The sequence below is a fragment of the Sporosarcina sp. FSL K6-6792 genome (assembly GCF_038004885.1).
In the GTDB taxonomy this organism is placed as follows: Bacteria; Bacillota; Bacilli; order Bacillales_A; family Planococcaceae; genus Sporosarcina; species Sporosarcina psychrophila.
This window is the reverse complement of the sequence record NZ_JBBOSA010000001.1, coordinates 301,624-324,367: the sequence shown is the minus strand read 5'-3', so window position 1 is coordinate 324,367 and position 22,744 is coordinate 301,624. Positions and strand designations below refer to the sequence as shown.

Annotated in this window: 17 protein-coding genes and 1 pseudogene; 5 read left to right on the top strand and 13 right to left on the bottom strand. The window is 40.7% G+C overall.

All coding sequences use genetic code 11. The features are described 5' to 3' along the window. Positions 1-91 precede the first annotated feature (91 nt). The 4 genes from rpoD to MKZ26_RS01440 all read right to left on the bottom strand — a co-directional run bounded on the left by rpoD (position 92) and on the right by MKZ26_RS01440 (position 4,783). The gene (gene rpoD / locus MKZ26_RS01455) at positions 92-1,210 is read right to left on the bottom strand and encodes an RNA polymerase sigma factor RpoD (RefSeq protein ID WP_067210248.1); all 1,119 of its coding nucleotides are present in this window, start codon (positions 1,208-1,210) and stop codon (positions 92-94) included. A gap of 34 nt (positions 1,211-1,244) precedes the next feature. After that, positions 1,245-3,059 (bottom strand): DNA primase, encoded by a 1,815-nt coding sequence (gene dnaG, locus MKZ26_RS01450; RefSeq protein ID WP_340763989.1) that lies wholly within the window; start codon positions 3,057-3,059, stop codon positions 1,245-1,247. Positions 3,060-3,327: 268 nt separating this feature from the next. Then, positions 3,328-4,143 (bottom strand): pyruvate, water dikinase regulatory protein, encoded by an 816-nt coding sequence (locus tag MKZ26_RS01445; protein ID WP_340763987.1) that lies wholly within the window; start codon positions 4,141-4,143, stop codon positions 3,328-3,330. 10 nt (positions 4,144-4,153) lie between these two features. After that, entirely contained in the window at positions 4,154-4,783 is a 630-nt protein-coding gene (locus MKZ26_RS01440; protein WP_082786604.1) for a helix-turn-helix transcriptional regulator, read from the bottom strand. Positions 4,784-5,226: 443 nt separating this feature from the next. Here MKZ26_RS01440 and MKZ26_RS01435 point away from each other — a divergent pair, with 443 nt between their 5' ends. Beyond that, complete coding sequence (locus MKZ26_RS01435; RefSeq protein WP_340767590.1) at positions 5,227-6,606, top strand: glycine--tRNA ligase; 1,380 nt, start codon at positions 5,227-5,229, stop codon at positions 6,604-6,606. 79 nt (positions 6,607-6,685) lie between these two features. Here the strand turns inward: MKZ26_RS01435 and MKZ26_RS01430 are convergent. Further along, positions 6,686-7,229, bottom strand: a pseudogene (locus MKZ26_RS01430) (GNAT family N-acetyltransferase). A gap of 322 nt (positions 7,230-7,551) precedes the next feature. Beyond that, the gene (gene mprF, locus MKZ26_RS01425; RefSeq protein WP_340763986.1) at positions 7,552-10,080 is read right to left on the bottom strand and encodes a bifunctional lysylphosphatidylglycerol flippase/synthetase MprF; all 2,529 of its coding nucleotides are present in this window, start codon (positions 10,078-10,080) and stop codon (positions 7,552-7,554) included. 153 nt (positions 10,081-10,233) lie between these two features. Here mprF and MKZ26_RS01420 point away from each other — a divergent pair, with 153 nt between their 5' ends. Next, a complete protein-coding gene (locus MKZ26_RS01420; protein WP_340763985.1) occupies positions 10,234-10,803 on the top strand; it encodes a YkoF family thiamine/hydroxymethylpyrimidine-binding protein in 570 nt (189 codons plus the stop codon). A 122-nt stretch (positions 10,804-10,925) separates the two neighbouring features. Here MKZ26_RS01420 and MKZ26_RS01415 read toward each other — a convergent pair whose 3' ends face one another. Continuing rightward, the gene (locus tag MKZ26_RS01415; protein ID WP_340763984.1) at positions 10,926-11,555 is read right to left on the bottom strand and encodes an HD domain-containing protein; all 630 of its coding nucleotides are present in this window, start codon (positions 11,553-11,555) and stop codon (positions 10,926-10,928) included. A 145-nt stretch (positions 11,556-11,700) separates the two neighbouring features. Here MKZ26_RS01415 and MKZ26_RS01410 point away from each other — a divergent pair, with 145 nt between their 5' ends. Continuing rightward, positions 11,701-11,910 (top strand): cold-shock protein, encoded by a 210-nt coding sequence (locus MKZ26_RS01410; protein WP_067210265.1) that lies wholly within the window; start codon positions 11,701-11,703, stop codon positions 11,908-11,910. A 40-nt stretch (positions 11,911-11,950) separates the two neighbouring features. On the opposite strand, the gene MKZ26_RS01405 is transcribed toward MKZ26_RS01410, so the two are convergent. Further along, positions 11,951-12,139: a zinc-finger domain-containing protein gene (locus tag MKZ26_RS01405; RefSeq protein ID WP_338656404.1), complete on the bottom strand. Its 189-nt coding sequence runs from the start codon at positions 12,137-12,139 to the stop codon at positions 11,951-11,953. Positions 12,140-12,229: 90 nt separating this feature from the next. Here MKZ26_RS01405 and MKZ26_RS01400 point away from each other — a divergent pair, with 90 nt between their 5' ends. Further along, positions 12,230-12,619, top strand: coding sequence for a ribonuclease HI family protein (locus MKZ26_RS01400; protein WP_067210269.1), 390 nt, complete (start codon positions 12,230-12,232; stop codon positions 12,617-12,619). A 25-nt stretch (positions 12,620-12,644) separates the two neighbouring features. Here MKZ26_RS01400 and MKZ26_RS01395 read toward each other — a convergent pair whose 3' ends face one another. Genes MKZ26_RS01395 through MKZ26_RS01385 form a run of 3 tightly spaced genes read right to left on the bottom strand, consistent with a single transcriptional unit; the run spans position 12,645 to position 17,666 of the window. Further along, positions 12,645-13,235, bottom strand: coding sequence for a metallophosphoesterase family protein (locus MKZ26_RS01395; protein ID WP_340763981.1), 591 nt, complete (start codon positions 13,233-13,235; stop codon positions 12,645-12,647). An 18-nt stretch (positions 13,236-13,253) separates the two neighbouring features. Further along, complete coding sequence (locus MKZ26_RS01390; RefSeq protein ID WP_340763979.1) at positions 13,254-14,075, bottom strand: sulfurtransferase; 822 nt, start codon at positions 14,073-14,075, stop codon at positions 13,254-13,256. After that, positions 14,076-17,666, bottom strand: coding sequence for a dynamin family protein (locus MKZ26_RS01385; RefSeq protein WP_340763977.1), 3,591 nt, complete (start codon positions 17,664-17,666; stop codon positions 14,076-14,078). A 164-nt stretch (positions 17,667-17,830) separates the two neighbouring features. Here MKZ26_RS01385 and MKZ26_RS01380 point away from each other — a divergent pair, with 164 nt between their 5' ends. After that, positions 17,831-18,286: a chemotaxis protein CheX gene (locus tag MKZ26_RS01380; RefSeq protein WP_067210278.1), complete on the top strand. Its 456-nt coding sequence runs from the start codon at positions 17,831-17,833 to the stop codon at positions 18,284-18,286. A 62-nt stretch (positions 18,287-18,348) separates the two neighbouring features. Here the strand turns inward: MKZ26_RS01380 and MKZ26_RS01375 are convergent, their stop codons facing one another. Continuing rightward, entirely contained in the window at positions 18,349-19,848 is a 1,500-nt protein-coding gene (locus MKZ26_RS01375; RefSeq protein WP_340763975.1) for a carboxypeptidase M32, read from the bottom strand. 928 nt (positions 19,849-20,776) lie between these two features. Next, on the bottom strand, positions 20,777-22,687 hold the full coding sequence (locus MKZ26_RS01370; protein ID WP_340763974.1) for an ATP-dependent DNA helicase: 1,911 nt from the start codon (positions 22,685-22,687) through the stop codon (positions 20,777-20,779). Positions 22,688-22,744: the final 57 nt, after the last annotated feature.

Genomic DNA, 22,744 nt, shown 5'->3' with positions numbered 1-22,744 from the left:
AAAAGTGTAGGTAAATCGGAGAGCGCCAATCAGCTGCCCTGTTGCTTAACAGTGAAAAAAGCATCGGCACAAATTATGCCGATGCCCTTTTTTATTCAAGAAAGTCTTTTAGTCGTTTACTTCTAGATGGGTGACGCAGTTTGCGTAATGCTTTTGCCTCGATTTGACGAATTCGTTCACGGGTTACGCCAAACACTTTACCGACTTCTTCAAGTGTTCTTGTACGACCATCATCAAGACCAAAACGCAGACGAAGCACGTTTTCTTCCCTGTCTGTCAACGTATCGAGTACGTCTTCCAGTTGTTCTTTCAATAACTCATATGCTGCATGATCAGACGGTGACTGAGCCTCTGAGTCTTCTATGAAGTCACCGAGGTGAGAATCATCTTCTTCCCCAATTGGCGTTTCAAGTGATACAGGTTCTTGTGCAATTTTTAGGATTTCACGTACTTTTTCAGCAGTTAAATCCATTTCTTCTCCAATTTCCTCTGGAGATGGTTCACGACCAAGATCCTGTAGTAATTGACGCTGAACACGAATCAACTTATTGATCGTTTCAACCATATGAACCGGAATCCGGATTGTACGGGCTTGGTCGGCGATTGCACGGGTGATTGCCTGACGTATCCACCACGTTGCGTACGTACTGAACTTGAAGCCTTTCGTATGGTCGAATTTCTCGACTGCTTTAATGAGCCCCATGTTTCCTTCTTGAATTAAATCAAGGAACAGCATGCCACGTCCGACATACCGTTTTGCAATACTTACGACTAGACGCAAGTTGGCTTCTGCAAGCCTCTTTTTCGCCTCTTCATCGCCATCCAGGATGCGAATTGCAAGTTCAACTTCCTCCGCACCTGTCAGTAAATCAACACGCCCAATTTCTTTCAAGTACATTCTTACAGGATCGTTGATTTTAACACCTGGTGGGACACTGAGGTCATTCAAATCGAACTTTTCTTCTGCCACTACTTTCCCCTCATCACCGGCTTCTTCATCGGCTTTGCGGTCCATTTCAATTCCTTGTACTTCAATCAAATCAAGGAATTCTTCGAACTGTTCAGGTTCCATTTCAAACACAGATAACTTCTCAGTTACCTCATCGAGCGTAAGTTCACCTGTTTTCTTTCCGGCCTCCAACAGGTTTGCCTTCACTTCTTCAACAGTCATTTCAATTTCCATATCTTCTGTTTGCTCTTTTTTGCTCATCTTACCCGTTCCTCCTAAGTACACCGGAAAACGACTACAATGTCGTCAATGATTTCCGGAGCTGTATAATTTCCCTGGCCAGCTCCAGCGCCCGGGTATGATCATTTATTTTTTCTGCTTCTTTCGATTCATGGATCTTTGCATGGATTGTCAAACTAATTTTATATTTTTCAAGGTGACTGATACAATCAGCTATTTCTTCCGCAGCGTGTTCAGGATCTCTTTCCACCATTGCAGATTCTAATACAACTTTTCTAAGTTCTCGGTCTTCCAACGATTCCGCAAACCTGTGGAAATCAGGTATTCCGTGTTGTTCATAAAACCCAGCGAGCCGAATGAAGATGGCAACATAATCTTCTCGAACGAACAGGTTTTGCTTGTCCAATCGTATTCGATCAAACAATTCCCCATCACTCAGCAGGTGAAAGAGCAACAATCGCTCTGCACGCTCAGTACCGGTCTTCTTTCTGATTGGAACAGTAGGTTGGGGACGCATAGTTTCCCCATGCTTTGGTTCTGTTTTTGCTTTCTTCGCTTGATGTCCCGCCATTTTTATAAACTGCTGATTAATGGCTTCGATTGATACACCAGTCACGGTTGAAAGCTGCCGGAAATAAAGATCCCGCTCTACTGGCGATGAACGCTTCGCTAATTCTTCCAATACTTCATGGATATATTGCAACACATCGTTTTCATAAGATAGGTTCTTTGATCGCTTTGCATATGCCATTATGAATGACATGAATGAATGGGGATTACCGATGACCTTTTCGCGAAATGCATCACCGCCATGCTCTGTGATGTAGTCGTCGGGGTCCATCTTTCCAGGCAACAACGCGATTTTAACATCCAACCCTTTTTGGGTGGCCATGTCTGCGAATCGTTTTGCCGCTTCCCATCCAGCATCATCTCCGTCACAGCAAATGATAAGATCTTTAGCAATTCTTTTTAATTTCAGCAGATGTGTATCTGATAAAGATGTGCCCATTACGGCAACACTATTCGTCACACCAGCACGATCAGCCGATATCGTGTCCATAAATCCTTCAAACAGTATTACTTTACCCGTTTTCCGGACGTTAAGACGTGCATTGTGAAAATTGTACAGAATATGACTCTTTTCGAATATTGGGGTTTCGGGACTATTTAGGTATTTGGCTTCCTGTTTTGAACCGGTAAGTATACGTCCAGAAAATGCTACAACGTTACCATTGTCGTCATGAAGCGGGAACATGATACGTGCTCGAAATCTGTCAAAATAGCCAGTCCCATCGTCTTTCATGATGCAAAGCCCAGCACGTTCCATATCCCTCATATCGAAACTCTTACGCTTTAGTAGACCCGACAGCGCTTCATTATCATTTAGCGACCACCCGATTCCATATTTTTCGATACTCTCTCTCGTAAACCCTCTTTTTTCAAGATATTCTAGTGCTTCTTCACCTTCTACAGTGTTTAGGAGTAGATGACTATAAAAGTTTGCAGCAAGAGCATGCGCTTCAATCATAGATTTAAATTCATTATGCTGCTTTGCTCCGGATCCTTCACCCACTGTAGCATCGATTTCAATACCAGTTCGTTCAGCGAGCTTTACAACGGCTTCGGTGAAAGGGCTATTTTCAATATCCATAATGAAGGTAATCGCATTTCCACTAGCGCCACATCCGAAACAATGGAAGAGTTGTTTATCTTCTGTAACTGAGAAAGAAGGTGAACTTTCATCGTGAAACGGGCAAAGCCCGAACCAGTTCTTTCCTCTTTTTGTAAGTTGCACATATTCTCCAATTAAATCTACAATATCAGTCTTTGATCGGACGGCTTCTATAGTCTCTTCTGGTATTCTCGTCATCCTATCACCAACCACTCTATCAAGATTAAATTCGAGATAGTATTCAAAAACCCTTCATTTTCGACAAAATATTTTCGATTATGCTCGGAATCTTTCATACTACACTAATAGTAAAGCTTTATCTCTATATGAACCTCATATTTCAAAAAAATTTCTTCATCCGCAAAAGAAGAACCAACCCGTATTAGCGGTCGGTCCTTCTTCATCACTGTGTCCTGATTATGAATACCCTTCCACCTCAGGATTAACAGTAACTCCCACTTCTTGCTTACGAATGACGATTCGTAAGCTCACTTAGTATAACATTTGCAGTTTCCTCTACAGCCCGGTTTGTTACATCGATAACATTGCAACCGATTTTCGAGACGACATTATTAAAATGCGTAATTTCAGCTTCAATCCGTTCAACTCGCGCATAATTCGCATCATCTTTTAAACCAAGTGCGATGAGACGTTCTCTGCGGATGAAGTTTAGTTTTTCCGCAGAGATAACAAGTCCGTAACATTTAGCTGGGTCAATCATAAATAGTTCTTCCGGCGGCTCGACTTCAGGTACTAGTGGAACATTCGCCACTTTAAAACGTTTATGTGCAAGGTACTGCGATAAGGGTGTTTTCGACGTTCTTGAAACACCTACTAGAACAATATCTGCTCTCAAAATACCTCGCGGATCCCTACCATCATCATATTTAACGGCGAATTCAATTGCTTCAATTTTTTTGAAATAATCTTCATCAAGTTGCCGCACAAGTCCAGGTTCTTCTAATGGCTTTTCACCAAGTTCCATACCTATCCGTTCGATAATTGGCCCAAGGAGATCGATGCACTGAATTTCTTTAATTCGACATTCTTGCTTTAGTTTTTGACACATTGCATTTTTCACAAGCGTATAGATAATGATTGCATTTTGCTGTTTCGCTAAATAGACGATTTCATCAAGTTGCGATTCATCCTCTACATGTGAAAATCTTTTAATTAATACGGTTTCTAGCCCTTGTCTGAATTGACTTGCCGCTGCTTTTGCAACAAGGTCGGCCGTTTCACCGACTGAGTCAGAAACGATGAACAAAATTAACTTCTTCATAGTATCCCCCTCATAATTCGTGATCATCCGCAAGTGATAGGAAGGCTGCAGTAATATTGGTTTTGGTCACCCTACCAACAACTTCAAGCCCTTCCCCATTGTCAACGACAACAGGTAGCGAATCAATTTGCTGGTCTATCATTTTCTTCGCCGCATGAAGGAGCGTATCCTGCTTATCACAATACGTAATATTTGGCATTCTCGTCATAATGACATGGACCGGAATTTTCTCCAATTCATTGTTCCCAAGACTCGTTCTTAGTAAGTCTTTCCTCGAAAGAACCCCGGTAAGAAATGAAGATTGATCGACGACGAATAATGTCCCAACATCTTCTAGGAACATTTGACAAATTGCATCATAAACCGAAATATTTTCTTCCACAACGACCGGAATTGACTGAAAATCACGCACCCTCATGCCGGTCATACTGTCAGCAACTGATTGGGCAGGTCTTTTTCCCGAATAAAAATAGCCTACTCGAGGTCTTGCATCCAAAAAGCCAGCCATTGTTAAAATAGCTAAGTCAGGACGGATTGTAGCCCTCGCTAGCTTAAGCCGCTCCGCGATCTGTTCGCCAGTAATTGGGCCATCTGCTTTAACGATTTCAAAAATTTCCGTCTGACGCTTATTCAGTTCCATATATGTCACCGCCCTAAGCGTTCAATTGTTTATCCTTGATTATTATATACGAAGACGCGAGCTATTGCGAAGAAATCGGAACCATGCTAAACTAAGTTAGAATTGAATAGGCGAAGATGGGTCTATGAGTAATGTCAAATTGAAGCGAGCGGGGATAGTGAAAGCCCGTACCGACATGAAACGGCAACCTGGAGCTAATGCACTATTAAAGAGGGCTGTTCGTCAGCCAATTAGGGTGGAACCGCGGGTAATCATGCACTCGTCCCTGGACATATGTCCAGGGATGGGTGCTTTTTAATTTGGTTCAGCATAAGCCCCCGCTGAACCAAATTAAAGCCTCCGGCGGATGTCACAGATTTTGAGGGGAATTAATTGAGCAAACTCAATTCAAAATCTGGACGCAAATCCGCCAAGGCGTATTTGATTAATAATTGGAGGGATTTATTATGTCAATGGAACAAGTCGTTAACTTAGCAAAGCAAAGAGGTTTTGTTTTCCCAGGCTCTGATATTTACGGAGGTCTTGCAAATACGTGGGATTATGGCCCACTTGGGATCGAATTAAAAAATAATATCAAAAAAGCTTGGTGGCAGAAATTCATTCAAGAATCGCCGTATAACGTCGGTCTTGACGCGGCTATCCTCATGAACCCGAAAGTCTGGGAAGCTTCAGGTCATATCGGAAACTTCAACGACCCGATGATTGACTGTAAAAAATGTAACACACGTCATCGTGCTGACAAACTAATTGAAGATGCACTTGATACAAAAGGCATCGAAATGGTTGTCGATGGTCTATCTTTCGATAAAATGGCAGAACTTATCAACGAACATAACGTTGTCTGCCCTACTTGTAGCGCTATGGACTATACAGATATTCGTCAGTTCAACTTGATGTTTAAAACATCACAAGGTGTTACAGATTCATCAGCGAATGAAATTTTCCTTCGCCCTGAAACTGCACAAGGTATCTTCGTAAACTTCAAAAACGTACAGCGTTCGATGAGAAAGAAAATGCCTTTTGGTATTGGACAAATCGGAAAAAGCTTCCGAAATGAAATTACACCTGGAAACTTCACATTCCGTACGCGTGAGTTCGAACAGATGGAACTTGAATTCTTCTGTAAGCCTGGCGAAGACATGGAATGGTATGCTTTCTGGCGTGAATTCTCAAAGCAATGGTTATTGAACCTTGGTTTGACAGAAGGCAATATGCGCTTACGTGAACACGATGAAGACGAACTTTCGCATTACTCAAAAGGAACTGTTGACATCGAGTACAAATTCCCGTTTGGTTGGGGTGAACTATGGGGCATTGCGAACCGTACTGATTTTGATTTGAAACGTCATATGGAACATTCCGGTGAAGATTTCAACTACCTAGACCCTATCACAAACGAGAAATTTGTACCTTATTGTATCGAACCTTCACTTGGTGCGGACCGTGTGACACTTGCATTCCTATGCGATGCATTTGATGAAGAAGAGCTAGAAGGCGACGACAAACGTACTGTTCTTCGTTTCCACCCAGCGCTCGCACCGGTAAAAGCTGCGATTCTGCCATTATCGAAAAAACTCGCAGAAGGCGCAGATGAAGTCTATGCAGAACTGCGTAAACATTTCAACGTTCAATACGATGATGCACAATCAATCGGTAGACGCTACCGTCGTCAAGATGAAATTGGAACACCATTCTGTATTACGTATGATTTTGATTCCGAAGAAGATCGTCAAGTGACAGTTCGTCACCGTGATTCAATGGAACAAACACGTATGCCTATTTCAGAAGTGAAAGATTATATTGCAAAACAGCTTGAATTTTAATCTATCCTAACCTGAAAAAATTCAGATGAAAGACTAAACTACCTGACACCAAATGAATTTGGTGTCAGGTAGTTTTATTTTACTTATTTTTTTCTACAGGAATTAATGCTTCCTTTCCTGAAAAACTGCTTGCAGGGATATCCTCTTTATACACACGGTTTTTATAGTAATTTAGAAAGTCAGTCCATTTACCGTCTTCGTATGAAAATGCTTCTCTCGTACATTCATAATTAAAACCCGTACTCAATGCCAACTTTTTAGATGATTCGTTGTCCACATTGATATGAAGTTCAATTCTATTGAAGTTAAGTTCCTTGAAAAACAATTCGCTTGCCGCTATGACACTTTCCCTTCCCATACCCTTGCCGGAAATATTGATTATGTATGGAGTACCCCATCATTGCCCAATTATAATTCATTCTGCGAATTGTACTCAACTCTACCTTCCCTACATTGACACCATCTTCCTTTCTGAAGACCCTGAGTATATACATCTCATCTTTTTCCGCTGCTGCATTAAATCCTTGAATCCAGTCAATAAACCATTCTTTTATGAAAGTAGAGGAATCCTTGGTTAAGCCATCATCATACTTGTATTGCGAAGGTAGTCTCGTAGCATTCAATTAAAAAATCCCGCAACACAACGAGTAAATCCACTATGTTGCTGGATCTTTTTCGAGAATATCTATCGTCATTTCTCACCATAATGATGACCATATTTAAATGTTCATGATTTCCTATACTAGCGTATTCTGGAAACCACATACCTCAAGTCTAGAATAGCCGTAATGGATATTTCTGATGCCCCCGCAACCACTGTTATGTCCTCTCGTATTCGTCAATTTAATTACTCCTTTACATACGCATTTTCTATAATATGTAAAGGAGTTGTCTGGACTAAAGCGTTTACCTATTTCCCGCAAAAGTTAACCAAACAAACATACATTAAGCTCTCTTTCTGCCAATCAATAACGTTATTTGTGCCATTGTAAACGGCAAGGAAGATTTTTTTCGGTAGGCGACGTATTTCGATTCCCAAAAATCCGCATACTTTACCTTAAAACTTTTTAGTCCTTTGAAATGGTAAAAATAGTGTCCATGTAAAAATAGTTGAGCCGCAATTTTTTCGCTTAAAAAGGAATACTTTGATTGACCGACATTCGATAACGGGGACATTCCTATATTAAATAAGGTATAGCCCTCTCCCTTTGCCCATTCGAATAAGGAGAGGAATATGAAATCCATCGTTCCGGACGGAGCACCTGGTTTGAAACGCATAAGATCCACGGAAATCCGTACATCATTATCATACATTGGCATCAAACTTGCGAAACCGATAATCCCCACTTCATCCCTTAAAATAGCGACTCGTGAAGTGTTCAGATATTGTTCATCGAAATAGCCAAGAGAAAACCCTTTCTCTGCTCTTCCCTGCAACCACTGCATCGATACTTCTTCTAATTCATTTATCATTTCTGTCGAAAAAGGTGGGTTTATTAATTCAACTGAAAAATTCTCTCTTTCAAATTTATTTTTAACGGCCCTAAATCCCTTCATCTTCTTTCCGGTAAATGAGAAGTTATCCAAATCGACAAGCGCTTCCTCCCCAAGCTTAAAGAAGCCAAATCCATGCTCATGTAATTGAGGTAGGATGGTATTGTTGATTTCATAAAAGACCGGTGTATATCCGTATTGATCTGCCGTTTCCAAAAATTCTTCGACTGCAGACGAAAAATTGCTTTCTAATCCAACAGGATTTCCAAGCACAACAATTTTATCAGCATACGCTTGATACGAAAATAAAACTGTATCGTCTTGATTCCAGAATACATATTTGTCATGTAAAAAGATAAGATGGGAAAACTCAGTCCCCGTAAATCGCTCAAGATGATCTTTTATCTTCTGTTCTTGATGAATAGATGATTCCATTTCCATCATCTTCGGTTTGCGAATCATATGTCCAATGACTAATATGACTAAAGCTATAAGTATTCCAATAATCGCACTGTAAAACAAGTCCCTATAATCCGTTATGATATAATCACGCAACACAGTTGGAATATGAATTTTTGAGGCGGGTAAGTTCAAATAGCCTATGAATACATACATCGCAGTGATGATTGTCACGACAGCTAGATCAAACAGTGCTATCCCCCATGTTAAAACATAACTCTCCCGGTAAAACTGGCTTTTTGACGCAACTAGCAACCCCGTAACAATGAGTAAAAAGATGGCCTCTTCATAATCAAATCCTTTAAAAACCGAGAATAGAGCTGCACTAATTAATACAATGATTGCCAAATGATAGGTCCTTTTAACATTATATTTAATCCCTCTGGACAGCCCTAAGAGAATGAAACCGGCCGCGACAGTCAACTGATGTGATACGTTCATAATCGGTAAAGATAAGAACTCTTGAGCGATTTTCAAGCGACTCAAAATACCTGGAACGGATGCGGAAAGTAGCAACACAATTCCGGATAGAAATACCATAATCGTTAACAGTGTGTGACTAACTTTTTGCAGGACATTATTCGGTAAATCATCCCACGAACGATTCCACCGTTCCCAATATTCTTTTATGAATAAGAGAGATGAAAATAGAAACGGCAAAACAAAGTAACCCATTCGATATAAAATCAGTAAGAAAAGTACTTTTTCATCAGCAATCCCTGCGCTTTGAGTACCCCACAGAAAAACAAGGTCAAATGAACCAATTCCACCCGGAATCATGCTGACTATCCCTGCGCAAGATGCAATTAAAAAAATTGGAATTAATACTGAAGGTTCAATGGAAATATTCAACATAAAGGTTAGAAACCAAATAACTAAAAAAACAGCAATCCATTCAACCACCGAAGTCGCAATCAGCTGTAAAGCCACTTTACCATTCAACATAGAAGCATTTACTTTTTTATAACGGATTATATAAATACTTGTAAAAATCGGAACATATAAACTGACAATAAGTATTGCGATAAATAGCCATTTTGTTTCCCTTAGTAACGGAAAATCCCAATAGAAGATTGGCACAATCCATGCTAACAGTGAGATTCCCGTTAAATAGAAGAGAGTGACGGAAGCGATACTTTTTAATACGCCCTCCTTTTCTTTTTTATGTTTCGAATAGAAATAATTGCGGAGCATCAGGCCGACAAGTCCACCAAACCCAATAAGGTTCGAATAAGTATTAACAATAAAAGAATGCTCTATTAATTTGCTTGACTTCATTTTTATTCCCAGTAATTTCACTAAGATGATATCATAGAAAAACATGGGCGTGACGGCACAAAAGGAAACAATAAGTATTAGTCCAAGCTCCCATGGTTGCAATTGATCCACTTCGTTCCGAAGCATCTCGACGTCTACACCGCGAGCTGTTTGTTGAATTTCATAAATGGCTAAAAGTAATAATAATAGTGGAAACATCACTTTGATAACTTTGAATAGCTGATCCTTCTTGATTCTGAACATATGTCCCCCCATTTAAAGTAATCTCTTTACTAGAATTATGACTCGCATTGAAGCCCATAAATTACCGAATTAGCAGATAAATACTAATGCTATGATACTATGAAAAGGATGGCAGACACAAATGACGGTATGACCAACAAGGGGGACGTTGAAATGAAAAAAAAATTAATCACTCTCCAATTTTCCATCCATCCGATGACTAACAACTTTATCGAGATCATAAAAGGTGCACTTCGTGGAGTCAACACCTCAAATGTGACAATGTCTACAGACGACGTAGCTACAACTATGATTGGCGAACAGGAAGCAGTCTTTGACGCTGTGAAAGCGATGATTATTCACGCCTCAAAAAGTGGGACTCATATAGCATTCAATGGTACGTTTTCCTCGAGATGTCCTTCGGGAGTTCATGAATTTTATGAACCTTCCGAACAAAAAGTCCGTATTAATCAAGAAACATACGCTCCATTTCAACAATATGTTTCCGCTAAGTTCAATTTATATCCTTTGGGTCAACCTGATTATATGGATAGTATAGGCACCGAAATTAGCCGGTTGAAAAACAGTGATTTGTACAATGCGACTTCAAAAAATGGTAGTGGTTTACACGGCGATGTTCACCCAGTATTTTTATTCTTAGAGGATAGTTTTTTGAGTGTTCAGTCACATGTAATCATGACCGTGAATATGAGTGTGAATAGTCCCTCGCATAAGATCGTTTAATTTTAGGTGACAATCGGCACTGATCAAATTCAGGCAACCATTGAGAAATAATTACTAAAACACGCCCACAGACATCATTCAAAAACCCCTTGTCTCTTATTGAACAAGGGGTTACTTTTGCATTAAGAACCGATTTCACGATCTAATTGCTTCAAAAAACCTTCCATATAGTCATGTCGTTGCTCCGCGAGCCGCTTCCCTTCTTCTGTCACCATCAACTCTTTTAACAGCAACAACTTTTCATAGAAATGTGTAACTGATGCCGTTTCCTTGCTACGGTATTCTGTTTCAGACATATTAACACGAACCATCTCGTCTGTATCGTATAGCTTCCTTCCCCTTGCACCGCCGAACGCAAATGTGCGTGCAATCCCAATAGCACCGATTGCATCAAGTCGGTCTGCATCGCGCACAATGGCTCCATCGATGGACGTGATGTCCTTCGCATTACCACCACTGAATGACACGCTTTCAATACACGAAACTACTTTCTTAGTTAATTCATCTTCGAGACCAATTTCCTTTAAAATGTCTAGGACGGATGGGTTGTCATCTGATTTATATTTAGCATCTTCGATATCATGCAACAAAACAGCAAGACGGACAACTTCCTCATTCGCTGAAGGCTCCCGAACCAAGATTTCTTCCGCATTTTTCATTACGCGTTCGATGTGAGCGAAATCATGACTTGCATCGAACTTATTGTAAATTCCAATGACTATCTGCATGCATTTTTCTATCGTTTTTATCATATAATCACTCCTATAAAAAGATTTTTTATGTGAAAATGCGTCTGAATATTTAGGCATATCGTTGACGCACAATGTCGATTCATGTATAGTTGATGCATCCATGTATCTAATGGATGGGACATCGAATCGCCGAGGAGGAATATACATGTACCAGGGAAAAGTCAAATGGTTCAGTAATGATAAAGGCTATGGTTTCATCGAAGCGGATGACGGGGAAGATGTGTTTGTCCACTTTACCGGTATTCTATCTGAAGGCTTTAAAACGCTTGATGAAGGACAATCCGTATCCTTCGAAATCATCGAAGGGAATCGCGGTCCTCAGGCAGCGAATGTCTTAAAACTTGGAGATGAATGATCGAACACAAAATCCCGCTGATGCAATTTCCAGCGGGATATTATTTTGTGATTTTATTCATTTCCTGGCCTAGAAACCGAAGCTGCTCTCCGATTGTACACACGGTAATACAAAACTTATGTGATCCCGACTTCCCTTTGTCTTTTGACAGCTGTGTTTTCAGGAAGCAGCCATCGCAATAGGCATCTAGAATTCCATCTATTTCATTCATAATGATTGTTTTATTCATAATGACTACCCCCAAAAGACACGATTCATATATTCTAATACTATTTGAACACTGGTGCAACAATCCAATTAAATCGAGGTGCTAAATCAAATGATTGAGTTGTACGTAGACGGTGCAAGTGCAGGAAATCCTGGGAAAAGTGGTATTGGAATTTTCATTAAAGGTGAGGGCCATGCAATAAAGTTATCCGAAAAAATCGAACCTACGGATAATCATTCTGCCGAATTCCAAGCACTATTACGCGGCTTGGAAGAAACATCCAAACTGACGACTGGCATGGTATCAGCTCGTTCTGATTCCCAAATCGTTGTCATGGCCGTGGAAAAGAAATTCGTGAAAAATGAAGCATATAAAGAATACTTGAAAAAAATACTTGAGTTTGCAGACACGTTTGACTTTTTTTTCATCAAATGGATTCCCGATGTAGATAACCGCGCTGCAGACGCACTTGCACGAGAAGCAATTCATAAAAAAGACTGAACAGTTATCTGTTCAGTCTTTTTTGTTAGGCTTTCATAAAAGTAACCGTATTCTCCGATACATTATACAGCGCCCATTCTCGATCAATGACGACTGCCCCTACATTCACGAGGACCTTGTCACCACTTACATCATATGGAATTCCAAATTCAATTGCTTCATTCACACCATTTCGGGATAATTTGGACGTATGACTATGCCCATAAAACACGGGAGATTCATCCACTTCCGCTTGAATAAGCGCCCACGGTTCACCGCCCCATTTCCACTGATGACCATGGATTATTTTAGCCGTCGCAATGTCCAGCATTTCCGGCATAGTGCCCAGTTTTTCTCGAAGCGGATCGTCTGTTTCTGTAATCATCATTATTCGGTCTTCCTGATTGCCGCTAACCGACAAGAATGTTAATAGCTCGGTAAACCCTTCTGGAATGATCATAACGTTTTTAAGTTTCGTAAACTTCTGATCAGTAATATTCTTTTTACTAATTATGCATTCAAACAGATCGCCCGTCCCGACACGGACTGCTTCCGGATACTTCTCCGAAATATCCATGAGTACTTTTTCTAAATCCTCTTTAGAGGAATGTATGTCACCAAGAAGTGCATAATGCATTTATAAGCCTCCTGAAAGTCAATCTTTTTCGACTTTGACACCTTGTTGTGATATCCAGTCGCTATAGCTTCCGACATACAGACGGGCCTTCTCATAGCCATTGTGTTTGAGTAAAGCATATAATGGGGCTGCTGTTACACCGCTACCACAATAAACCGTTACTTCTTCTGCCGGTTCCACCACAGTATGCAATTGCTCTCTTACAGCACCATCCAAATTGAAGGCGCCTCCTTTTTTTAATTGCTCCCAGTCAAAGTTTAGCGCTCCTGGAATCCGTCCAGCGATCGGGTCGATTGGTTCCTTCTCCCCCCGGTATCTCTCTGCTGAGCGGGCATCTAGCAGGACACTCGCTGTTTTTCCAGCCACTGTTTCTTCAACGTGCTCTCTAGGGGCATAGATTGTTTCATCCCACTGAGGAGTAACTGAAGTCCTCAGTGGCTCCGGTGGATGATTATCTAAAGGTAAACCCGCTTCTTTCATTGCCTCGAATCCTTCAAGTGCGATATATGAATTGTTAAATCCAGCATATTGCAATAGCCACCAAGCACGAGTTGCAAAAGGGCTTCCACCGTCATCATAAACGATGATTTGGTCGTCAATTGAAAGTCCACTCGTTCTGAAGAGCTCGGTCAAAGTCGCCTTCTCTGGCATCGGATGTCTTCCTTCCGATTTCGTCATGTCGGACAAATCATGTTCGAGATCCCAGTACACTGCCCCTGTTACATGGCTTTTTGTGTATTTCTGCTTGCCTTCATCCGCATCTTGCAATGAAAAACGTGTATCTACCCATTTGAATTTAGCATGCTCAATATCTTTTATCGAAACAAAAACGGTAGCCAATCAAACCCACTCCTCAGTTTGTAGTTTCTCATATACTGTACGCCATTCGCTTAGTTGTTCCGTTCCTTGAAGAAGTGTTCGCTCAGAGGCAATCTGATTCAAACTCTCTTTCAACAAGTGCTGTCTAAGCCCTTCCGCTTCACTGTCAATCCAACGGTCTGCCCACTTTTCAAGCAGTTCTTTTTCAAGCCCAAGATAGATTGATGCATCTGTCTTCAATAATTCTTCCAGTCGTGCTTTCAAGATATCGCGCTCTCCCTTTTCGAAGAATGCTTTCTGATTTTTGAACAATCGGTTGACACTTCTATATTTAGTAGAATCAGTATATGGAGCTCCGAAAGACAACATATCAGCATCTTGTGGTTCATACGGTGAAGGTGCTATGGAGTTATCTTTTTCATATAACCCCGAAATTTCTAAACGCTGCCGATTTGCCAACTGCTTTTTCATGAAGTTTAGCATCCGTAAATTCGTCACCTTAAGCTCTTGTGTCAAATCAAATCCAATCATCTGCACGGTTTCAGCGAGTGCACCATTCAATGCCCGGTCTGCTGAATTGTTAACGAAAACAGATGGACTGTATGCCTCTTTGAAGAAATCACCGAAACGTAAAAATACACGTTGTAAAATGTAATAGACAAGTTCGCTTAGTTCATCATGAGTCGCTTTTGTTAGCACTTGTGTAAACTTATGTGCGAAATGTTGACGCACTTCTCCTTCAAGTTCGTTCAATTCGTCCAATCTTTCTGCCTTACGAGTTCGATTCGTTTCTGTCCGGCTAATAAGTGACGAGAGTCGTTCAATCGTTTTTAACGCCTCTTCTTCGAGTGCCTGAACAGCAAGTCCTTTTAGATCGTGTTCAAGGAAATGATGGAATTCTTCTTCAAAAGGCGCCATAAATGGATCCATCCGATTATCCACTTTCGCCTCGAGTGCCTGCAAACTTGAAATGCCATGAACTCTAGGATTACGGATACCAAACTTCCGTAGTTCATCCCCTACGAACGTTTTAACCGCTTCCGCCTCTTCCGCGTCAGATGCAAGGTCAATTGCATTGACAACAAAAAACATCTTATCAAGCTCGAAAGCATCCTTCACTCGACCAAGCTGGACTAGGAACTCCCTGTCTGCCCTCGCAAATGCATGATTATAATACGTGATGAAAAGAATCGCATCCGCATTTCGGATATATTCAAATGCAACATCGGTATGACGCGCATTAATGGAGTCGGCTCCTGGTGTGTCAACGAGGGTGATTCCTTTCCTAGTCAATTCACAATCATAGTAGAAGTCGATTGATTCGACGAAACAGCTTCGATCTTCTTCAGCAACAAATTTAACGAATTCTTCCTGCCCGACCTTAATAATTGTGCCAAGTGCTTCATGATAAAGAGGATACCCTCTCTTGAATGCGGCAATAAATGCTTTATGGATATGGAGACTCTCATCCGTCAATTCTGTATTTAGTGCATCATCCGCTTTTTGAAAAGCATCAGTCAACGATGTTGCGCCAACACCAAGTGCTTCAAAAGAGCGGAAAACATCTTCTGTCATCCGGTCTGTTGTTTTCAATAAAATATCGGCCGTTTTATCTTCTTTTCCCACTGAAATCGGACGTATCCGATTGATGGCTGCAGTAGTTGGATTTGGAGAAACCGGTAAGACATTTTCACCAATTAATGCATTGGAAAAAGATGATTTCCCTGCACTAAACGCACCGAATAGCGCAACAGTGAATTCTTGCCCATCTAGTCGGTCAGCTTTTTTTCGAAGGTAGTCTGCTGTTTCCATAAAACCTGGAATCGCTTCAACCGAATTCGCGATACGAATAGCGTGCTTAACCACTGAATCTGAATCCAATGTAGCTACTTCTCGCTGAACTTGCTCGACTTCTGCCGTCTGGTCAGAGGTATTCTCTAGGATAAGTACTTCTTCCGCTTCGTTGTATTCGACTAATTGTAGCGTTTTCTGTACTTTCCACTGCTGAAGAAGTACATTGACTTCCGCAGTCGAGCCTATAATTTCATGTTCGAGATTTGCCAATTGAGCTTCCACTTCACTTACCTGTTGGATTGCATGTAACTTCTCATCCAATCGGTACACTTTTTGTTCAAGAATACCAGCGTTGTCATTCCCCGCTACTAATGCGATTTCGGACATTGCGTGTTTCCAATCCTCGGTCATTCGCCTAAATGTGGCTTGAATCGTCGTTCTCATGCGTTCAGAATAGTTGAGGACGGTGTCGCCAGTTATGGTATCAGATACATTAAACTCTTTTTCTATATCAGAAAATGGGATCGTTAAGTTGATTTCGTCAATCACTAGTGATTGCTCATCCGTTAAAATCCCCGCTTCTTTCAACGATTTTTTCATAAGCGACTTTAGATGGACTTCAATTTGGGCATGAACAAGTTTGCCCATATTGTCAGCAAGTGCATCTTTCCTTCGTGCCTTTTCTTCCGCCGTCTTTTTCGCACCGAACAAAATACCAACTTTAAATCTAGACGACAGCGATTCCAAATAGTTTTTCAGCAGTTCACGTGTTTCATATGGTGTAATTGCCGCCCCTTGCAATAGGTCATTTCGTTCTTTTTCAAATGTTAAAGAAAATGCATCTCCCGAGAGAAGCTTCAGCATTTTTTTAGATTCTAAAGCCTCTTCTTGAAGCTCAACTCGCTTTGTCCATTCATCTTCTGAAACAATTTCGGAGAATGTGTTTTTTCGTTCCACGATTTCATCAGACAAGAATTGGCTATGCTCATCCTTCAGTTTTACTAACGTCATCTCAGCATTGTCGACGAATCGTTCTTGCCAGTTTTCCATCGACCCATCAACAATCGCTTTCACGGCACTAAAATCATTATGCGGGTGCGTTAAATCTTTCAATGAGGTATAAAAAATCCCTTTCGGAACGACACCCCACATTTTAAATGAATCCTCAACCGATTTTTTGAACTCCACAAATGGTAACTCACTGTCACGGTGTTTATCAATTTGGTTGATAATCAAATAAACGTTATCGTTGTAACGCATCAATTCTTTCGTGAAACGGAAATTCAATTCCGATTGCACATGATTGTAATCCATCGTGTAGAAGACGAGATCCGCGAGATGCAGTGCGGATTCTGTCGAAAGACGATGTGCATCATCCGTTGAGTCCACACCGGGTGTATCCATAACGGTAATTCCTTCTGGTAAATTCGATTCCGTATGACCAATTTCAACGAGTGAAACGGCCGCACCATCCTTACTAAACGACTTAACGGCAGCCGGAAATCCGTGCCCGCCGTATTTCACTGCGGTACCGTCCGTATGATGGATAATAGCAAAATCCGTTTCAGTTTTCCGCACTTTCACAATGTTAGCACTTGTCGGAATCGGGCTTGACGGCAGTAAGTCTTGGCCTGTTAGCGCATTGATCATCGATGATTTACCGGCGGAAAAATGACCGGAAAATCCAATCGTATATTCTTTATCTATGAGTTTTTTGGCGAATAACGCCGTTTTCTTAAAGCGGTCTTCATCATCATTTTTTTTGAAAACTAGGCCGTATGTCGCGGCTTGTTGTAATAAGTTATCTAATTCTGGCATTTATCTTTCGATCCCTTCGTCAATTGCTCTTTTTATCATACCATTTATCGGCGTTCGAATTATCAACAAATTTTTCTGTGCATATTTTGTCGTTTTTTGTTTACTCTACCTTTCGTCATGATATAATCGACCTATCGTTATATTTCAGAAAGGCGGAAGCTAAAATGAGCACTTCGAAGAATGTACAAATGATTTTAAATGGGACAATCTCTTCACTATCAACTGTTATTCCGGTCAAATTGGATGTCCTTGCTCCGTCGATTACAGTTCAACCGTATGAACAAAAAGAGATAAGCGTCTTAATTGGACTTGTCGGAGGCATAAAAGGAAGGCTTATCATTGATGCATCTTTAGACGCCATTAATACGATTGGACAAGCAATGTTTGGCATGTCAATCGAAGGTGAAATGATTGAATCATTCACAGGCGAGCTTGGCAATATGGTTGCTGGAAACTTATGTACAATACTCGAAAAAGACGGCCTCATCCTTGATATTTCCCCCCCTACCGTGATGACGGGAACAACGAAATTTTATGGTTTCAAACAGGCATTTAAATTGCCAGTCAAGATCGACGGCGGCGGAATGTTGACTGTCCTGTTAACAATTGATGAAAATTAAAGTTCACTAAAAACAGTCCCTTCCCTGGATTATTTCGGGTTCACGGGACTGTTTTTACTTTTTTATAAGTTATATAACTTCGTGTATTTTTCAGATAAGTAATCTGCTAAATATTTGGCGTTCAATCCTTCACCTGTCGTATCTTTAATAATTTCAAGTGGCTGTTTCATCTTGCCGTATTTGTGAACATGTTCCGTTAACCAGTCAAGAATTGGGCCAAAATCACCATTTCCACAAAGTTCATCAAAATTAGGTAGGTCTTTTAACATTGCCACTTTCAATTGAGCCGCGTACATATAGCCAAGTGCATATGACGGGAAATAACCGAATGATCCGCCAGCCCAGTGAACGTCTTGTAAAACACCTTCACCGTTATTTTTTGGACGGATACCCAGGTACTCCTCATATTTATCATTCCAAATTTCAGGAAGGTCTACCACTTCATAATCGCCGTTAAAAATCCCTTTTTCAATTTCATAACGAATCATAATGTGAAGTGGGTACGTCAGTTCATCTGCTTCAATCCGAATAAGCGATGGTTTTGACACATTGATTGCACGAAGGAAATCTTCGAGCGCTATGCCTTCAAACTGTTCAGGTGATTGGCTCTTTAATAAATCAAAATTATACGTCCAAAAGTTTTCATTATGTCCGACAAACTGTTCATAGAATAATGACTGCGATTCATGAATCCCCATCGAAGTACCATCTGCAACTGGTAATCCTTCAAGTTCTAAATCAATACTTTGTTCGTAAAGTGCATGTCCACATTCATGAATTGTTCCAAAAACGGCGGAACGGAAATCATTTTCATCGTACTTCGTCGTAATTCGGACATCCCCTATATTGATGCCTGTGGCAAATGGATGAACGGTTTCATCCAATCGACCTGCATCGAAGTCATAACCAAGTTGCTTCAATATCTCATGACTGAATGCTTTCTGATTTTCTTTCGGAAATTTTTTGAATAAAAATGACGTATCGGGTTGGTTACCTGATTCTGAAATTTTCTTCACAAGTGGCACGATTGTCTCTTTCAATTGGCCGAAAACTTCATCGATGATGTCTGTTGTCATCCCCGGTTCATATTGATCGAGCAATGTATTGTACGGATTGCCATCTTTTTCTCCCCAATAGCCAATGAACTTTTTAGTCGTTGCCACGATTTTCTCAAGATATGGAAGGAACATGTCAAAATCAGCTTTCTCTTTCGCTTCTTCCCATGCTGATTCCGATTGAGAAGTCAGAACGACAAATTCACGGTACTCCTCCGCCGGAATTTTTTTGCTTAAGTCATATTCTTTTTTTACTTCTTCAACTGTTTTCAACAAAATTGGGTTAAGTGTGTCTTTCCTATTGCCTAGTTCCTCGAGATAGCCACCCATTTCCTCTGAGACACTCATTTTAAATAATTCAGTCGACAATGTACCGACAGCTTCCGATCTTGCCGGAATCCCTTTTTTCGGTGCGCCCGTACGCATATCCCAATACATGATTGAAACGGCTTCTGAGTATGCACTCATTTTCTTTAGCAAAGCTACGAACTTCTCTTCTGTAGACATATCCATTCCCCCTTACTTACTATACTGGTCTTTATTTTAACATAATTCGGGCAACTCATATAGTCTCCTAATAGGAGACCAGTTTTATTTCAGTAATTAAACTATGCTGAAATAAAACAATTAGCTAATGTCACGTCTGCTGTTTAACCATTTTCTTGCATAAAGAGCAGGTAAGAAAGGCTTGAAAAACGCCATTTTCACTTGATCATTTCCGGTCCGCTTTCAGCGAAATAGTCATGACAACTTTACCGAGGGGCGAATGTGGCTAGAACGTTTAAGTGAAAAATACAGCTACTTTTGAAAAAAAGAGTAGATGACTCTTTAGAAAGGTTGTAAGTGCCCGAAGATACAATTTCGGGCACTCTAGCACTTTGTACAAGGTGTTCCTTGCTTACTTTTAGTAAAGATTACGCGTCTTATCATGCGGTATACTTTAAGAAAGTGACTCTTCCTTAACTAAAAAAGACAAGATTATGGAGAAGACTTCAGCCGCCAAAATTGTATCTTTGGCGGCTATTATCCAGATAAAAAGTTCCGCTATTCTTTCGTTCCGAAAAGCTTAAGCACTCTGTATACGTATATATTTGGAGAGCGACGGATGAATAATCGTATAGAGGCCGTTCAATCCAAAGCGATCCAAATATAATGTACACGAAGCGTCTGCTGTTTAATTAAGTTATTTACTGGTTATTTTTGGTTAATCAACATATGTGAGTTAATGTAGAACTAAAAATTACATGTGCATGACTGAATCTTTTTTACAGGACCTATTCATACCTTTAATTAGTGTTTTTTATTTATTGTCCTTCACAACGTTTATACATTTCTTGTATAAACAGCACGAGCTGGACAGTCCTAAATAATAGCGTTTCCCTCAGAAATACAAAAAGGCCTCCCAATATTACTAGGAGAGCCTTACAAATTATAGTTAAACTGTCATTTTCATTTTAACAGGGAAAATACCTTCAATTTCAGCTTTCATTTCCTGTTCTTTACCTTCTAGCAAAAGATGTACTGTTCCAGAATCGGCAGACGTCCGTATGAGTCGTCCGGCACCTTGGCGTAGCCTTAGCAGCATGAATGGTAAGTCTACTTCACGGAAAGGATCCTTAGCGTGCTGACGTCTCGCGTCGAACAACGGATCCGATGGTGGTAATGGCAAATCGTAAATAATGACGCGTGTCAATGCATCTTGAGGAATGTCGAGCCCTTCCCATAAGTGATAAGAGCATAAAACAGGTACTTTCTTCTGTTGGAAGTCACGCACGATAGAAGACAATTCTCGTTCACCTTCGAAAGCGATACGGTCTTGCCACTCGCTAGGAACGCGCTCTTTGAAATGGTTCATCGCTCGTTCTGACTTGAAGAGAATCAGTGTTTGCTCTCCATCTTCTAAAAGTTCAAGCGCTCGCTTCGCTTTGCCACCGGCTTCTACATCCGTCGCAAATACTTCCATCACTTCATCATAATCAAACGGAGATTCCACCGAGAATGACAAGTAATCTTGGATACCAAGACCATCTGCCAAATAAGTAAACGTTTCACCGACTGATAATGTAGCGGATGAAAAGACGATTGGCGTGTTGGATGAAAACAGTTTCTCTCTTAGAATGTCCGTCACTAGACGTGGCATGATAACCAGTGTGGATTCGCCTTCGCGACCCTCAAGCCAGTCGACTGCATCATTTTGAGAGGTGAAGAGGTCCATTGAGTAAATGTATTGATCCAGATATTCCTCGACCATTCTCAAATCATATGCCGGAATGATATAGAGTTCACCTTCAAAAACAAATTCTTCAAGAAGCGCATTCGAGATTTTCACAACCTCTTTTCCAATTGCCAGAAGTTCAGGTGTTTTCTCAATCGCTTTCCGTTCATTTTCCGTTGTATCCGCAAGCGCATCGAGTAATTTAAAAAATGCTTCATGCGAATCAATTAGGCGCTCCATCAGTTGAAGTGTCGACTCTCTTATTCCATCGACCATAATTCGTTCAAGCAGGTTTAGCAATGTACTATTTTGTACCTCATACGTCAAAGCACGCTGAGCCGAATACTCAAGAAGATGGCCTTCGTCGAAGACAATCATTGACGGTTCTGGTAATAATGGTAATTGTCCCTGTCTTTTACGGGATTCTTTTGTCCAAATATGCTCCATATAAAAATCGTGAGAACAAATTACGAGTTCGACCGATTCGCGATAATGATTTCGGTGAATTGTCTGACCACATCGATTACGAACATCACACGCAGCACATTGCTGGATGGGATGGAAGTTCACTGTTTTCCACTCTTCATCACTTAAATTTGGATAATCCGAACGTTCTCCGTAAGGAAAAATCGATTGCAATGAACCGGAACCGTAAACGAATTCAGGTAGTTCATCTGCCACAACATCAACATAGTCTTCGTCAATCGTATTACCCGCCTCTTCCAAACGTTTCAAGCATAAATATTGGTCACGTGATTTAGCAAGTCGAACATCGATATCAAGACCGAGCGCTTCACTAATTTTCCGGATATCACCGTCTTCTTTTACAAGCTGGTCAATCAGTGTCTCATCCGCACATGAAATGAGAGCCGGTTTGCCAGTATAGCGAGCATAAGCGATTGCAGGAAGTAGATAAGCAATTGTTTTACCTGTCCCTACACCCGCTTCCGCAAAAAGAACTTTCTTTTCTTTCAGTGCTTGTTCAATTTGGAACGCCATATAGATTTGTTCATCACGGCATTCAAATCCTTTTTCAGTCAATTCATCGTATAACGTATCCCCTATCCAGTCGTTCAGTGACTCATAGAACGATTTATCTTTTGATAACGGGAATGGCATCTTGCTCTTCATCGTTTACCCCTTCCTTATTACATGCAAAAGGAAGAGGAGTTTCCCTCTTCCGCATTC